General features: G+C 42.0%; 10 protein-coding genes. 8 read left to right on the forward strand and 2 right to left on the reverse strand.

The genetic code is table 11. The features are described 5' to 3' along the window. Positions 1-6036, forward strand: a 6036-nt coding sequence (locus EYR97_RS21340) for an Ig-like domain-containing protein (protein WP_131095776.1), incomplete at its 5' end; no start/stop codon positions are given. Positions 6037-6373: 337 nt separating this feature from the next. Here the strand turns inward: EYR97_RS21340 and EYR97_RS21345 are convergent. Beyond that, entirely contained in the window at positions 6374-8536 is a 2163-nt protein-coding gene (locus EYR97_RS21345; RefSeq protein ID WP_181409162.1) for a thioredoxin domain-containing protein, read from the reverse strand. A 151-nt stretch (positions 8537-8687) separates the two neighbouring features. Beyond that, on the reverse strand, positions 8688-11789 hold the full coding sequence (locus EYR97_RS21350) for a CRTAC1 family protein (RefSeq protein WP_165478129.1): 3102 nt from the start codon (positions 11787-11789) through the stop codon (positions 8688-8690). Between the two features lie 166 nt (positions 11790-11955). Between EYR97_RS21350 and EYR97_RS21355 the strand changes: the two genes are divergently transcribed. From EYR97_RS21355 to rfbB, 7 genes are all read left to right on the forward strand, one after another. Next, entirely contained in the window at positions 11956-13083 is a 1128-nt protein-coding gene (locus EYR97_RS21355) for a glycosyltransferase (protein ID WP_131095779.1), read from the forward strand. Between the two features lie 109 nt (positions 13084-13192). Continuing rightward, entirely contained in the window at positions 13193-13927 is a 735-nt protein-coding gene (locus EYR97_RS21360; protein WP_131095780.1) for a glycosyltransferase family 2 protein, read from the forward strand. Next, complete coding sequence (locus EYR97_RS21365) at positions 13920-14306, forward strand: DUF2304 domain-containing protein (protein WP_131095781.1); 387 nt, start codon at positions 13920-13922, stop codon at positions 14304-14306. The genes EYR97_RS21360 and EYR97_RS21365 overlap by 8 nt, the downstream gene beginning before the upstream one ends. A gap of 5 nt (positions 14307-14311) precedes the next feature. After that, positions 14312-15193, forward strand: a complete 882-nt coding sequence (rfbA, locus tag EYR97_RS21370; protein WP_131095782.1) for a glucose-1-phosphate thymidylyltransferase RfbA — start codon at positions 14312-14314, stop codon at positions 15191-15193. A gap of 14 nt (positions 15194-15207) precedes the next feature. Then, positions 15208-15753 (forward strand): dTDP-4-dehydrorhamnose 3,5-epimerase, encoded by a 546-nt coding sequence (rfbC, locus tag EYR97_RS21375; protein ID WP_131095783.1) that lies wholly within the window; start codon positions 15208-15210, stop codon positions 15751-15753. A 49-nt stretch (positions 15754-15802) separates the two neighbouring features. Then, a complete protein-coding gene (rfbD, locus tag EYR97_RS21380; protein WP_131095784.1) occupies positions 15803-16660 on the forward strand; it encodes a dTDP-4-dehydrorhamnose reductase in 858 nt (285 codons plus the stop codon). Between the two features lie 25 nt (positions 16661-16685). Beyond that, the gene (rfbB, locus tag EYR97_RS21385) at positions 16686-17768 is read left to right on the forward strand and encodes a dTDP-glucose 4,6-dehydratase (protein WP_131095785.1); all 1083 of its coding nucleotides are present in this window, start codon (positions 16686-16688) and stop codon (positions 17766-17768) included. Positions 17769-17844: the final 76 nt, after the last annotated feature.

Consider the following 17844-nt stretch of genomic DNA (forward strand, 5'->3'; position numbering starts at 1 on the left):
GTACCAGCAGGTGTTGCACAAGATGATGCAACAAACACCAATACCGCGGCAACGCAGTTCGAAGTTACTTATGACACAGTGGCGCCAACGGTAGTTATTTCAGGTCCGACATCAGATACCAATTCAGCCTTTACCGCCACGTTTACCTTCAGTGAAGCAGTGATTGGTTTTACAGGCATTGATATTGTTGCAGGTAATGCTTCTGTAAGTGATTTCACCGTTATTAATTCGTTATCCTATACCGCCACCATTACACCGACTGCGGATGGGACAGTAACCTTGGATGTGGGGGTAAATGCAGCACAAGATGGCGCTGGAAACAATAGTGTTGCTGCCGCTCAGTATTCAACAAATTTTGACGCTACATCGCCTACACTCGTTATATCATCTAATGTGGTTGGGGGAGTGACTAACAGCTCCTTTACCGCAACTTTTACTTTCAGCGAAGACGTAACAGGTTTTAGTTCAAGCGATGTGGTAGCAACCAATGCAACTGTGGGGATAGTATCTTCTACTAGTGCTTCTATCTACACGGCAACTATAACGCCTAGTAACGATGGTGAAGTAACCTTGAATGTAGGGGCCAATAGTGCCCAAGACGTTGCCGGAAATGGCAATATTGCCGCGGTTCAGTTTGCAACGCTTTATGATGCAAGCTCACCTTCTGTCGTTATTTCATCGGATCTTGAGGGCGATATAACAAATGCTCCATTTGAAGTAACCTTTACGTTTAGTGAAGGGGTCAGCGGGTTTACAGGAAACGATATAGCAATAACTAATGCTTCGGTAGGAACGCTCACTACAGAGAGTGCATCGGTTTATAGTACTACAATCACTCCAGCTAATGATGGTGCGGTAACGCTTTCCATACCTGCGAATGCCGCGCAAGATGATGCCGGTAACAACAACACGGCTTCGGCTCTGTTCTCGCTCTCTTTTGACTCTACTTCACCGCAGCTATTAAGTTCGACGCCAGCACACAATGATGTGGATGTTGCTAATGCAAGATTGCAAGTGCGCTTGGTGTTTAATGAAGAAGTAGTGATTAATGGCGGCAATATTTCGCTTGTGAATCTTGCCGATAGTAGCGTGGTGGAAAGCTTGTCATTATTGGGGGCATCTGTAACTTCAGAAGCAACTTCTATAACGGCAAACTTTGCAGCGACTCTTATTGAGAATGAAACTTATAGCATTGTACTTGGTGCTGGGAATATTACCGATGCAGCAGGAAATTCGTGGCAAGGATTAGGTGAAGGTGAGTTGTCTTTCACAGCAAGTAATGAACCTCCAGGTAGCAATGACGACTCAGCATCTGTAGAGGAGGATGGAGATGTAATCATTGCGGTCCTAGAGAACGATGAAGATTTGTCTGATGGTCTAGATCTTTCCACATTAAGTGTGGAACTATTACCGCTCAATGGTGTAACAACTGTAAATACGGAAACAGGTGAAATTACTTACGCACCAAATCCGAACTTTAACGGTGTTGACAGCTTTACTTACGTAATCGCAGATACACAAGGCAGCGTGTCAGAGCCTGCAACAGTATCTGTATCTATTAGCCCGGTAAATGATGCACCTGACGCGATTAATGATGAGAGCTCAACTAAAGAAGCACAATCAGTAGTAATTGCTATTCTTGATAACGATATTGATATAGATGAGTCAAGTAACCTCGAGCCAAATGCAATTGACCCCACATCTGTTGTAATCGTTGAACAGCCGAGTTCAGGTACCTTCGTGATAGTCGATGAGACGTTGGCAAATGAAGATGATTCACTTCAAGTTGGTCAAGTGATCTATACGCCAGACCTAAACTTCTACGGCTCCGATACATTCACCTATGTTGTGAGCGATACCTTAGGTGCAGCGAGCTTACCGGCAACAGTTAGTATCTCTGTAGGCTTTGTAAATGAACAACCTATCGCGAATGACGACAGTGCTTCGACAACCGAAGATGAATCTATAGCAATTAATGTTATTGCTAATGATAGTGATAGGGAAGACGAATTAGATGCAAGTAGCGTATTCATTGAGCGCCAAGGTAGCCTAGGTACAGCAACTGTGGACGCAAATACTGGCCTTGTTACCTACACACCAACAGAGAATAGGTTTGGTAGTGATACATTTGAGTACAGCGTAAAAGATCTCGATGGCCTTAAGTCCAATATCGCAACGGTAACTGTAAGTATAGCTTCTGTTAATGATGCTCCTATCGCCTTGAATGACTCTTATACCATTGAAACTAGAGCATCATCAGTATTGCGTATACTGGCAAATGATTCAGATCCTGATACCGAATATGAGCCTAGTAATACTATTGATATTACTTCGGTTAGTATTACAACATCGCCTACATTAGGTGTGGTATCAGTGAATTCAGCTACCGGTGAAGTTACCTATACACCAAACGATGATATCACGTCTGGTACGGATGCATTTACCTACGTAGTTAATGACACTAACGGTGAAGCATCTAATACGGCTAGCGTACAAATTGTGCTGGATTTACAGTCCTTTAGTTTGGTCGCAAATGATGATGTGGCTCAGACCAATGAAGATTCGCCGGTCACTATTGTTATTTTATCCAATGATGGTGATGAAACTCGTACAATTGATCCAGCAAGTGTGAGCCTTGTTTCTGAGGCGAATAACGGTTCGATTGTAGTGAACGAAAACGGCTCAGTGATCTACACGCCTAACGCTAATTTCTTTGGTGAAGATGAGTTTAAATACACTGTACGTGATACCGGCGGAGAGCTATCAAATACTGCTAACGTTAGTGTTTCTGTAATATCAGTCAACGATGCGCCTATTATTTCAGGTGTGCCATCTACATCGGTTATTGCAGGCCAAAGTTATCAATTCACACCTACTGTAGTTGACGTCGATAGCAATAGTTTTTCATATCGTATCGACAATCAGCCATCATGGGTGAACTTCGATAGTAACAGTGGCGGACTTGTAGGCTCGCCAACAGAATCAGACGTTGGTGTATACAGCAATATTGTTATTACTGTTCAAGATGGCGCTGGTGGTAGTGATAGTTTGGAGTCATTTAGTATAGAAGTGGTCAGCGTGGGAACGCTTACGCCTGTAGCAATGCCAGCGGATGTTTCTGTATTGGAAGACAATAGTGTGGCTTTCCAGCTTATCGCTACTGATCCAAATCAGCTGCCTTTGAGTTACGAATTAGTACAGCAACCACAATCAGGTGTAATTACTGGTGTACTGCCTTCGGTAACATATACGCCGAACGAAAATTACGCAGGTACAGATAGCTTTACTTTCGTCGCAACAAATGGGGAGTATACTTCAGAACCTGCGCTAATAAGCATTGACGTTTTACCGGTTAACGACGCACCTGTAGCGTTTGACGATGAAGCAGAAGTGGTTGAAGGACAAACAGTTTCAATTGATGTTCTGGCTAACGACACTGATGTGGACGTTGGTGATATGTTGAGTATTACTCGTGTACAGGCGGCACAAGGTGATGCAAGTATTATTGACAATACACTGTCTTATCAAGCAGATGCCAACTTTATCGGTTCAGTAATTGTCGACTATACAATAAGCGATACTGAGGGGCTGACGGCTTCAGCGCAAGTTGTGATTGATGTAATTGCTGATGCGAATAGAGAGTCCAACATCACGCTTGAAATCCCTGATGATGTAGAAGTGTTTGCAACGGGGTTAGTTACTCGCGTACCACTTGGTGAAGCTGTTGCAACTGACAATTTTGACAATCGTATTTCGACGTCATTGCTAGGGTCACCTTTCTTTAAGCCTGGTAAACATACGGTTGTTTGGCGTGCAGAAAGTGGTGATGAAGTACAGCAACGCTCTCAGCGTGTTACGGTACACCCATTGATTAATGTTATCCCTGCACAACGTGTAGAGGAAGGCCGAATAGCCAAAGTAGATGTTTTCTTGAATGGGCCCGCGCCACACTATCCATTGAATATTCCGTATACGGTTTCTGGAACAAGTGACAATGGTGATCACAACGTTAACGACGGTGTTTTGGTTATTGAAAGTGGCACTCAAGCAAGTATGTTGGTTGATATTGAACAGGATGGTGTAGAAGAGGGTGATGAAACGTTAATCATTACGCTGAGCTCATCCAACAATATTAGTAATGGTGTTCACACCATTACTATTGTTGAAGAGGGAGTTGCACCACAGATACAGTTAACGGCAACGCAAAACAATACTTCTGTTACTACTGTTTATCCTCAAGATGGCGTAGTCGAAATCAATTTGACGTTGCTAAATAAAGCGCTAGGCGACATTGCAAGTGTGGATTGGAGTGATAGTGCGATTGAACTAAATGCACTGAATGTTTCGAGTAGCGACACTGCATTTATTTTCTCTCCCGAAACGCTTTCTGCTGGTATATATCACGTTAAAGCGAGTGTTACCGATATAAAAGGGCTCACTGGTTTTGCTGATTTGACATTGCAGCTTTCGGACCAGCCTCCGCAGTTAACGAATATCGATACAGACAACGATGGTATACCTGACGACGAGGAAGGGTATGGCGACAGTGATGGCGATGGTATTCCTGATTATCTAGACGCTGCTAATGAGTGCAATATTCAACCTGTTGATGCTGAAAATGTTGCTAGCTTCCTAGTTGAAGGTGATTCAGGTGCTTGCTTCAAGTTGGGTGATATAGCCATGGGTAGTGGTAATACTATCGCATTAGACGACAGTAATTTGCCGCCTGATAATGAGACTACAAATGTTAGTACTGTTATTGACTTTGCTGTGAGCGGACTGAATGAAGCGGGTCAAAGTTATCGGGTTGTCATACCTCAGCGTAATATTATCCCTGATGGCGCAATTTATAGAAAATATGACTCACAGCTCGAAGCCTGGAAAGACTTTGATGCAAGCGGTATGGCAGACGCCATTCATTCAGCAAAAGGGGAGCAGGGAATTTGTCCTCCTCCTGGTGATGGTTCATATGTTGAGGGCTTAACAGCAGGGCATTGGTGTTTGCAGCTAACTATCAGCGATGGCGGTCCTAATGACGATGATGGAGCAGCTAATGGTATGATTGTCGACCCATCTGGCTTGGTAGTTTTAGCGAGTGACAATAACCCCCCTGTAGCAAATAACGATGTACTGAGGTTCGATACAGACAGTACCGTTGTTTTGAATGTGTTAGATAATGACGCAGACACTGACGGCGATACGTTAATTATCATTAGTGCGGATGCTTACTTAGGTCAGGCTGAAATCAGTAATAGCGAATTGCTGTACACACCGCCAGCAGATTTTGTGGGTACAGATACCTTGGTGTACGCGATATCTGATGGTAACGGTGGTACGGCGTCGGCCACTGCACAATTGACGGTTAACGTGAATAGCGTTCCACAAGCAGAAGATGATACTGCACAAACCGATAATCAAACTGCAGTGGTTATTGATGTACTTGCTAATGACTCTGATGCTGATGGCGACGCACTTACAATTATATCAGCCGATGTTGATAGCGGTTCGGTGTCTATTTCAGACAACAAGCTTACTTTTACACCTGAATTAGGCTTTACCGGTATTGCTACTATTAATTATCAAGTAGAAGATGATAAGGGGGCGAGGGCTAGTGCCAGTGTAGCAGTAACTGTAACGTCACGACTTAATCAGGCGCCAAATGCTCAAGATGATACGGCAACTACAAATAACGAATCATCAATTACGGTAAATGTACTGGCCAATGATTCAGATCCTGATGGCGATGAACTGACACTGGTAAGTGTTGAGGCTTCTGTAGGTAGTGCGTCAATCGAAAATAACCAAGTAGTGTATGTACCTCAAAATAACTTTGTAGGAAGTGCCGTTGTCACCTATGTAGTTACTGATGGTGAGTTTGAAGCAAGTGCGGCGTTAACTATTAATGTAACGTCAAACGCGACGACACCTCAGCCTAAGAAATCTGGTGGTAGCTTCCCAATACTATTAATGCTGTTACTGGTATTAATATTAGCTTATCGCTTAGGTGAAAATGCAAGGCAACGAAATTATTATTAGGGGGTAGGATTAACGCTGCCCACAGTTGATGAAGGGGTTTTGGTGTAGCTCATGTTGTATTGAGTATCACTAAGACCCTTTTTTGTATCCAATTGACAGGGCTTACTGCTTCAATAGTTTGCCTCTAGGCGCCAAGGACGTTTGTTTTGCAACTCCCTATGAAGTACGAGCACCGAAGATTATTGTGAACGCTTTTGAAGACATTAGAGAAGTACCAGTTCATAAAAACTTGCGACATTAGGCTAAATCAAAGCCTCTTCAAACACTAGTTAAGCAGTTGCGCTCTCACCTAGCAACGAAGAAGGTTAGCGTTTCTGGCAGAAGGCATAGCTTTTCACTACAAGCTTGTGTTTTTAATATGAACTTGTCTAAAGGAGCGTTTTTTATCCCGGGCAATGGGTATTGAAAGTTGTCCTTCATATAAACTTAATGGCTTTTGTGAGAACCCTAATTTACGTTTCACTGGTGTAGGGTAACTTACTTGAAGTGTCTGATTACTTGATGCCACTATCTCTGTAGCAATTAAGCTCTTATCTAGAGGCTTATTGGAGTTAATGTGCCAACCGGGGGCCATGGTAATTTCAATGATGTAATCTCCATTACTATTTTCATTGCTTTCTTTAAGCCAAGCTCGGCCTTTGCCTTTTGCAAAAATTTGTAAGGGTTCTAATGAAGAGTGACTACTCTGTAGAAGCAGTTGATATGCCGAGAAGTGATCGCTGAATTCATTGCTGACGCGTTGCTTTATTTCTTGTATTTGTCTACGCCACTCCCGATCTGTGGTTCCCCCCAACTTTGATATGTCCCTACCAGCTTCAGCTATAACAGATAACGGTGAAATGAATTCTTGATCATTCATCCAGTTAAGCTTGTTACTTTGGTTTGTTAAATATTCAGTACTTTTGTTTTGTAAATCTATAGCTTGGTCCAGAAATGATGTTTTTTGGGTAAGCGCGTATGCCTTCAATAGTGCTCTATTTAGCCAAGCGTAATCTTCTAGCGTAGCTTGCCCGAACGCAGTATCTGCCAGAAAAGCTCTATACAACACATTTTGACTGAAATGCTTTTCAAGTAAGTAATTTAATAATTCAATTCCGCGCTCTAAAAATACCGGGTCTTGTAGGTATACGTGGGCATCGAATAAACTTGCCACAAGAAGCGCATTCCATGCGGTAAGTACTTTCTTATCAATGTGTGGTGGAGGCAAGTTATCTTTCAGTTCAACTAAGGGGTTGTCTTGAGGTTGAACCTCCATTACTGAGTCAGAATATGGTTGAAAAAGCGTGTTGTCATGTGACGGCATCCAACGATATTTTTGTTTTAGAGCTGGTTCAATGCCTTCAAGTTCTGCTATTGAGAATAGATAATATCCGCCTTCTTTTCCTTGATAATCGGCATCAATTGCACTGTAGAATCCCTCATTACCATGTCGCATATCGCGATAGACAAATGCAATTGTTTGACGGGCAACGTCTTCGTATTTAGGAATATTGAATAGATGACTCGCCTTAGCGTATACGGAAATTAGTAGCGCTTGGTTGTACAGCATTTTTTCAAAATGAGGCTGATGCCAGTTGCTCTTCTGCGCATATCGAAAAAAGCCACCTCGTAAATGATCCCACAATCCACCTTCAATCATGCTGTCTAAAAATAACCGAATTTGGCTTTCCAAAGTTTGACTTGGTGACACTTGATATTGATAAAGCAACAACTCAAGTAATGCTGCATTGGGGAATTTCACTTCACCTTTGAGCCCACCATGCTGCTGGTCAAGTAGATTAGTGACTTGTGTTAAACGCTCTAGAAGCGTGCTCTCTTTCCATTCTACTTCAGGAAGTTTAGGTACGCTAAACTGTATGGTTAGGTTTTTAGCGATTTGTAATATGCGTTCAGGCTTTTGTTGCCAAATGGCACTAACGTTTTTTAGAAGTTTTAATAGCTCTGCCTTGCCGACATAGGCATCTGTCCAAAATAGCTGTCCGTCGGGCGTTAATATGGCACTAATTGGCCAGCCACTTTCCCCTTTGATGAGTTGCTGCTTTTCACTAAATAACCGGTCTAATTCTACATCAATCTCTCTGTCTAGTTTTACACTGACAAAATGCTTATTCAGAACAGTCGCAACATCGATATCTAAAAAGCTTTCCTTTTCCATTACATGACACCAATGGCAAGTTGAATAGCCAATGGATAAGAATATTAGTTTGTTGGTGTCATTCGCTCTGGAAAGTGCTAGGGAGTAGTCATCTATCCAATTCACTGGGTTTACGCTGTGTCGCAACAAGTAAGGAGAGTTACTGTATATTAGGCTGTTTAGGTAACGTACGTTTTCAGTTTCTATACCTGCATCGCTAAGTAGATGCGCCAATTGCTCTTGTTTGGCGATCAGTGATACTCGCCACTTTTCAAACTCTGCATCTAGGATATTGGCAGAAACTGGTTTGCTTAAATGACTCGGTGTTAATACATTGTCACTGAGGGCCCATGAAATAGGACTCAAGAAAAGCAAAACCAAAGTGATATAAAAACGATGAAGAATTGCTAGCACGATTTGAATACTCTAGTCATAGTAGTCGGCTGTAATGGTATAGCGGCCACGTCTTTACATGCATTGTTTAAGCACGGCAGTAAAGACGTCACCAGAGTACTGACTACAAAGAAATTTCTAATTCTTGATTTGACGTAACATTTGAAAGCGTTTGGGTTTTTCCATTAGGCCATATCACTTCAATATCAACGGTATTAGCTGTACCTAAACCAACGTGTTGTTGTTTCGGGTGAACTGACATGTAACCATCTGTACTGCGTACTTCTCGCCAAATGGTTTGTCCGTTTGGTAATGTAATCAGCAGTTTAGTTCCAATTGCGTCGCGGTTAACCTTTTGCTTCGGATCACCGATGAGCTTTACTTTAAGCCAATTACGCTTCGCCTTTTCAACATTGTTCTTAAACAGCATAGCTGCTTCATGGTAGTTGTTTACGATAATATCTAAGTCTCCGTCATTATCGTAATCAAAGAAACTGGCGCTACGGGAGTTACTGAGTACATCTAAGCCTGATGATTCGTCTACAAAATTAAGTTTTCCATTGTTATTTTCAAAGAAAACATTCTTCTCTAATGGGCTTACTGGCATAAGAATATCTGCCATTTCTTTACCATTTGGGTCTTGGTAATAAGGGTTTTTACTAGAGTAAACATTGAACTCATTCATCCCATTGAGTACGTAAAGGTCATCATCACCATCGAGGTCATAGTCGAAAAAGTCGGCGTCCCAAGACCATCCAGTAGACGAGTAACCACGTTCTACCAGCATTGAGTTTTCATACTTTAGTGCGTTTGTATCCAAAGAAAGGAAAAGGTCGTTCGCTTCTACGACTTTCATGGTCGCTAATTTATCGGCATTAAATTTAGCTCTTGTGTCTTCGTTAGGCAGAACGTAAGTTTCGTCTTTGTTCATGGTAACAATGTTTGAAATATACAAATCAGGGAGTTTATCCGCGTTCAAATCCGCAATGCCGATCCCCATGGTGTAAGACGGCTTGTCTGTATTTAAGCGCTTTGATATTTCCTTGAAAGTATTATTTCCTTGGTTGATGTAATAGCCATTGGTGCCAAAATCGTTACCTACAATTATGTCTTGCAGATTGTCATTGTTAAGATCTGTGTGTGCGACAGCTTGTGCCCAGCCACTGTTGTCGACTCCAGAACCCTTGGTAACATTCTTAAAAGTGAAATTACCCAAGTTTTCAAAAAGTTGGTTGGGCGAGCCATTGGCGTTATAGCGCGTAAGCGTTGGCAAATCGCCTTTTAAATAATTGCCAAAGTAGGTTATGTAAACATCTAAATCGCCGTCATTGTCCATATCAAAAACAGTCGCTGGGCCACCAACTAAGCCTTCTCCCCCCAACGCTGCAGTGTCGGTAACATCTTCAAAGCGCTTGCCTTGAATATTTTTGTATACTCGATGTTTATCGTTCACATAGGTGATAATTACGTCTTGCCAGCCGTCATTATCCAAGTCAGCTATGATAGGTTGTCTCATTTCACCTGGCATATCATCACTGCTGCGTTCCCAACTAAGCCCCATGTCATCACTTTGCTCTTTAAATTTTCCATCGCCTTGGTTGATATATAGAGCAACTCCTCTACCACCCAACAACAAAATATCTATAAGTCCATTATTGTTGATATCCTCAGCGCCAACACCAGAACCACCAAAGGCAGGAGGGATGGTAATAATACCCGTAGTTTCACTTGTTCTTATAAATGTACGTAGTTGGCGGTTTAACCAGTCAGATGTTCTGTGTTCGTAGTGAATACCGGTCAAATCACTTACTTCAGTAAAGCGCAGTGCCTCTTTATCTTCAGAAAGCGCCAAATTTGAAGAGCCAATGGATTGCTTGCGCTTCTCGTCAGGTTTCACTCTATTGTGCAGAGCTGTTCGCTGTGCGATAACCTCTTGTGCTGCTGTAAGAAACTCTGCTTTAAGCCGTTCTTTGTCATCATTGATAACAAGTTCGCCTGCAATTCTAAATAACAACACGCCATACTGTGCAATGTTCTCTACTAGCAGCTCTGCCGCAAAAGGATCTGGTTCTAAATACAGCTGTACCCCATCATTGTTAATACCTTGAAGCAAATATTGCCAATGTACTCCAGCGTCTCTAAAAGCATCCATGTCATAAGACTCAATATACGTTTGTTGTTCTTCTGGAAGCTTAGGGAAGAACAACGCATCTTCATATTCATTAATTTTATGAGGGATAAATTGTTGCGCGTATTTGTAGATATCTTGCTCGCGAATGACACGTTGACCATCATTCATAGCAAATTGTTGAGCACCTAGGTATAGCTCGCGTGAGAAGTCAGCAACCAACTCACCAAATACTTTGATAATTTCATTTGATTCTGCTTTTTCTTTCGGCCAAGTTACACGTGCGAAATAAACTTGCAAATTTCTCAAAAATAATTGGTTACTGACTTTGTTATATTGAGCATAAGCGTCCAGCTTTATGTCAGCCATTTGTAACAATAAAGTTGGCTCTATAGGGCTGTAATCGAAACCAGAAGCTAACGCGTCCTGTGTTTTGGCATTTTCGTTTAACGGTTCAGTAGCGAGCAACTCTTGCCAAGTTTGCGTAATGTTCGTTGTGCTGACTAACCTTTCATCGTTTATTTTTGCTTTGTTGTCTGCAATTTTCAGCGCAGCTAACGTATAAAAATCAAGTGTGTTTTTTAGTGTATCAATAGCCAGAGTAGACAGGGGAAGTAAGTCACTCTCAAAATTGACTAGCATATCCTGTTGTACTGCAAGTACCGCCCTTAATGAATACGCAATACTAGCGTATTGGCGCTTATCGTCTTTGTGAATCGTAATGCTCTGTTGATCACTGAGTTTGAGTTGCCAATGACCTTTATCATCTTTTGAAATGGTAAAAAGTTGAGCCGCTGCTTCTTCAATGTGTGAAGCTAAAATAACACTCTCTTTCTGTTTTAATGCTGCGGCAGATGCTCTTTGCCACAACAATTCTATTAACTCTTTTTGTAGGATGTTTTTGGCGAAACGTGCTTCATTATCAAGTGGTGTACCAAACATAAAGTCCTCGAGCCGAGAGGCTGTGGCGTAGCACTTAGGCTCCGACTTAACTTCTAGTTTGTTGATTGCTGCAAGGATTTCTTGTAGTGAGTCTTCCTGTGCTTGTGAACAGAAAGAGAAAAGAACCAAAAAGATAACACTGATATTTTTATTCATGGAGATAGCCATTGATTTTTGTACCCATGCAGGATAACAAAAATTAGAGGCTGGGAAACGGTTAAATTGAAGAACGTTTCTGTCATTAAATTAGCGCTTTCTTTCTCTTGTAACCCTTTATATATATACTCACAGCGCGCAAACACTATTGCTGGTTTTACACAATATGAAAATACTCCACATTGGAAAGTACTTTGCGCCGTTTAAAGGCGGCATAGAAAATATGATGCTTGCGCTTATGCAAGCACAAGTTAAACAGGGACTGTCGGTATCAGCACTAGTTCATCATCACCAAACGGGAAAGCCCTTTTTAAGCAGTACAGAAGGTGGGGCTAATGTTTATAGGGTTCCCATTATCGCAAAGTTGCTTTTTGTACCTGTTGCATTAAGTGCCTATTGGCATTTAAAAGCCATACTTAAGAAAGAGCAACCCGACGTAATCCACGCACATCTTCCAAATGTTACGTGTTTTTGGTTATTACTTTTAAAACAAGCCAGCAACCGAAAACTCGTTTTACATTGGCACAGTGACGTCATTGGCGACAAACCCAATTGGGGAATAAAATGTCTATACCCCGTTTATCGAATTTTCGAAAAAGCGTTGCTAGTTCGAGCTGAAAGAATAATTGTTACCTCCCAAAATTATTTGCATTCAAGTAAGCCGCTAAGGCCTTTCAGACACAAATGTGTTGTTGTACCTCTTGGGCTGGAAGATATACCGGATAAGCCTGTTACTGATTCTTCCTTTGATGTTGGCGCGTTGTGTATAGGTCGGTTAACGTATTATAAAGGCCATAAGTATTTAATTAATGCAATGGCTAAGGTCAATGATAAAAAGTTAGTGCTTACTATTGTGGGTGACGGTGATGAAAGAACCAAACTTGAAACCATGGTTCGAGAGTTGGGTATTACAGACAAGGTGCGTTTCTTAGGGCAAGTCAGCGATGAAATGCTGTATTCGTTAATAGTGCGTTGTCGCTTTCTAGTGCTTCCTTCAATAGAGAGAACAGAGGCCTTTGGCTTGGTATTACTTGAAGCAATGAGAGCGGGAAAGGCGTGTATTTGTACTGACGTTCCAGGTTCAGGGATGAGTAATGTTGTGGATCACCAATCAACAGGCCTTGTAGTAAAACATGCTAGCGCTGAGGCACTTGCGCAAGCTTTACTTCAGCTTTCAGAAAACGAAGTGCAAACAAGTAAACTCGGTGAAAATGGTCGACTGCGGTTTTTGACACAATTCAAAGTAGGTGAGATTGAAAAGTTAGTGCGCGCTATTTATCAGGGAAAGAAGTGATGTGCTTATCTTTAATCAGAGCAAAACACTGTTCGAACGAATACGCTAAAGCTAGATGCTAAAGGGTAATTTGTTAGCATTTTAGTAGCCTTAAGGTTACCATAAATATATGAATGTTATTCGCGATAAACACTTAGCCATAATTATACCCGCAATGAATGAAAGTCGTACAATTGCAGGTGTGATACAGCGTATCCAAGAAAAATTCGATTGCGTAATTATTGTTGTTGATGATGCAAGCCAAGATGACACGGCAAATATTGCAAAACGTTATGGGGCGGTGGTTTTACCTCATACAATTAATCTAGGCGCTTGGCGCGCTACCCAAACAGGTATTCGTTATGCTCTCAAAAAAGGGATGCATCGGGTGATAACATGCGATGCTGACGGACAACACCCAGTAGACGCGTTGGTGAGATTGGTAGAACAAGCTCCTTCAGACAATGATTGTACCGTGGGCGCTTGTACATCACGTGGCAGCATTGGGAGGCATGTTGCTTGGCGTGTTTTTAAGCGCATATCTGGTGTGGATGTGAGTGATCTCACTTCTGGATTACGTCTTTATTCCAGACCTGCCATGCGTGTTCTCGCTTCTTATCAAGCAACTATGTTTGAATATCAAGACGTTGGTGTTTTATTAATGCTCAAGAAGCTACGAATGAAATGCAGCGAAATAGAAGTTGTTATGGAGAGACGAGAAGACGGGATATCACGAATCTTCAACTCTTGGTTTGCGGTACTCAAGTACTTACTTTACACACTTATTTTGAGTGTGACGAAAATGGGCCCGCAAGAAGTGGGCAAATATCACAAACAGCTGACAGCAGGAACTAAAAATGAGTAGTGCGCATATCATTGCGGCCTTCATTGGTGCAGCACTAAGTTTAACCATTGTATTTCTAACACGGCGAGATCATATCTCTCCACTTGTTGCAGCGCGTTGGTTCGCATTAGCACTTTTGGTACTTTTTGTCGGTTTTTTTCCGGGTATTATTGATATTGTAGGAGCTTATTTTGGTATAGGTTACCCTCCTATTATTCCTGTCTTATTGGCCTTGGGTGCTGCAATGGTAAAAATCTTACTCATGGACATAGAGCGTCAACGAACCAATACCAAAATTGATAGATTGGTTCAACGCATAGCAATGTTGGAGCAGTCTGTCGAAGAACACAATGTAGTACGAGCTAAGTTCTCTGCTTCAAACGAAAGGAAGGTGAAGTAACTATTATGCGAAAAGGAATTATATTGGCGGGTGGTTCAGGCACGCGCCTTCATCCTCTAACCAAAGTAGTTAGTAAACAATTGATGCCGGTTTATGATAAACCGATGATTTTTTATCCGCTCACAACACTGATGATGTCGGGTATAAAAGATATTCTCATCATTACTACCCCTGCAGAACAGCAACGATTTATCGAATTAATTGGCGATGGTAGCGACTTAGGCATTAACGTGCAATACGCTGTTCAGCCAAGTCCTGACGGGCTTGCTCAAGCATTCATCATTGGTGAAGAGTTTATCGGCAATGATAGTTGTACACTTATTCTGGGTGACAATATTTACTATGGTCATGACTTGAAAGTATCCCTTAAAAATGCTCATGACCAAGAGCAAGGTGCTACGGTATTTGGCTACCATGTTACCGATCCAGAGCGCTATGGAGTTGTCGAGTTCGATGAACAATGGAATGCATTGTCTATCGAGGAAAAACCGCTGAAACCAAAATCTAATTATGCAGTTACAGGGCTTTATTACTACGATAATCGCGTTGTGGATTTTGCCAAAGAAGTTAAGCCTTCGGTAAGAGGCGAGCTGGAAATTACTGACTTAAATAACCTTTATTTAAAAGAAGGTAGTTTAAAAGTTGAACTGATGGGGCGTGGCTCGGCATGGCTTGACACAGGCACGCTAGACTCATTACTGGATGCGGCAAATTTTGTTGCAGCAATTGAAAAACGCCAAGGGCTGAAAGTATGCTGCCCTGAAGAAGTTGCATATCGAATGGGATACATCGATGCAGCTCAGTTAGAAAAGCTAGCGGCACCACTTAAAAAGAGCGGATATGGTACTTACCTGCTTAAAGTAATTAGCGATAGAGTTAAGAATTAAGAAACGGAATAAACATGCAAGCAATTTCAACCGCTATCCCCGACGTCAAAATTATCGAGCCAAAAGTATTTGGTGATGATCGTGGCTTTTTTATGGAAACCTTCAGAACAGATTGGTTTAAAAGAGAGTGTGCCAACGTTGATTTTGTGCAAGACAACCACTCTAAATCTCGTCAAGGGATCTTGAGAGGTTTACACTATCAGTTAGAGCAAACTCAGGGAAAACTGGTACGTGTGGTCAGCGGTGAAGTTTATGATGTAGCCGTTGATATGCGTAAAAGTTCGCCAACCTTTGGTCAGTGGGTAGGTGTTCTGCTATCAGCGGAAAACAAACGTCAACTTTGGGTGCCAGCTGGTTTTGCTCACGGTTTTTATGTAACCAGTGAATCAGCAGAGTTCGTGTATAAATGCACAGACTACTATCACCCAGAGTCTGAAGTTTCGATTAAATACGATGATCCAACTCTTGCAATTCAATGGCCACTTGTCGATGGCATGCTTCCTTCGTTATCTGCGAAAGATGAAGATGGTGTAAGTTTTGAAGGTGCGCCTACGTTCTAACCTTGGGCTTGCTTGTTGTTGTGTGCCAACGCGATAGAAAGGAATTAATGTGAAAATTTTAGTCATTGGTCGTTCAGGTCAACTATCTTATGAACTTGTGCGACTTTTAGGCTCAGATACCCAGTGCTTAGGGCGAAATGATACAGATATTACCGATGAGGAAGCACTTTTTGGAGTACTCACTCAATATTCGCCCGATGTCATCATCAATGCTGCTGCCTATACTGCGGTAGACAAAGCAGAGCAAGATATAGCAAATTGCCAAGCTATTAACACAACGGCAGTGCAGCATTTAGCGAAATACTGTAAACAAACAGGCACATTTCTCGTTCATATATCTACAGACTACGTATTTAACGGGCATAAAGGTATTCCTTATCTACCTGATGATCCAATAGAGCCTCAAGGTATCTATGGTAAAACCAAAGCAGAAGGTGAGCAGGCCTTATTGTCATTATTACCCGAAGCTAGTTGCCTTATCCGCACGGCATGGGTTTATTCCGCGCACGGTAATAACTTTGTTAAGACGATGCTGCGATTAATGAAAGAGAAAGACGCTCTCTCTGTTATAGATGATCAAATAGGTTCACCCACATGGGCCAAAAGTCTGGCTGAGGCGTGTATTGATGCTGCGAAAAACAAGATAGTGGGTGTTTATCACTGGACCGATGAAGGCGTAGCAAGTTGGTATGACTTTGCAGTAGCTATTCAGGAATTAGCATTCGATAAGTCATTACTAGACCGTGAAATACCTATTACTCCTATTCCTAGTAGTGAGTACCCAACGCCGGCAAAGCGTCCTCATTACAGTGTATTGGATAAGACCTCAGCAAGAAAAGCCTTCACTTCGTGTAAGCCTACCCATTGGCGTAAACAACTCTCCGCCATGATGGACGAGTTGAAATAAAGAAAATTAGTATTTGGTAGAAAAAATGAGTAAAACAATTTTAGTCACTGGTGGAGCAGGGTTTATTGGTTCGGCTGTAGTGCGTCACTTAGTTAACGACACTGCGCATCGTGTCGTGAATGTCGACAAGCTAACCTATGCTGGCAACCTAGAATCCTTGGTTGATGTAGCAGATAACGACCGATATAGCTTTGAAAAGGTAGATATTTGTGACGCCATAGAAGTTAAGCGAGTATTTGAACAACATCAGCCAGATATCATCATGCACTTAGCTGCCGAATCTCATGTTGACCGTTCTATTGATGGCCCAGGCGAATTTATTCAAACCAATGTTGTCGGTACATATACGTTACTTGAACAAGCTCGAGCATATTGGTCAAACCTTGAAGACATGAAGAAGCAAAGTTTTAAGTTTCATCATATTTCAACAGATGAAGTGTATGGTGACCTTCCGCATCCTGATGAAGTGGAAGCTGGTAGCGAGCTACCATTGTTTACTGAAACTACACCTTACGCGCCAAGCTCTCCGTATTCTGCGAGTAAAGCAAGTTCAGATCAGCTAGTGCGTTCATGGCTTAGAACCTATGGGTTACCTACACTTGTTACGAATTGTTCAAACAATTACGGGCCGTATCACTTCCCTGAGAAATTGATCCCTTTGGTCATACTCAATGCACTTGCAGGTAAGCCACTTCCTGTCTATGGGAAAGGTAATCAAATTCGTGATTGGTTATATGTTGAAGATCACGCTCGTGCATTAGTATTGGTGGCGCTTGAAGGGAAAGTAGGTGAGACCTACAACATTGGCGGTCACAACGAAAAGCAAAATATCGAAGTGGTACAAACTATTTGCACTATTTTAGATGAAGTTAAACCCAAAAGCGCTCCTTACGCTGATCAAATTACTTTTGTACAAGATCGCCCTGGACATGACATGCGCTATGCGATTGATGCATCTAAAATTCAAAAGGAATTAGGCTGGACACCGCAAGAAACCTTCGAAAGTGGTATTCGCAAAACGGTTGAGTGGTATTTGAATAATCAAAGCTGGTGGCAAGCTGTACTTGATGGCAGCTACCAAGGCGAGCGATTAGGTACGGGTCACTAAGCCTAAACTACAAATCGTGTTATAGTTCAAAGCCGCTTAGTGCGGCTTTTTGCTTATTGGGGAATGGAAAGAGAGT

The organism is Alteromonas sp. KUL42, from assembly GCF_006538325.1.
GTDB lineage: Bacteria > Pseudomonadota > Gammaproteobacteria > Enterobacterales > Alteromonadaceae > Alteromonas.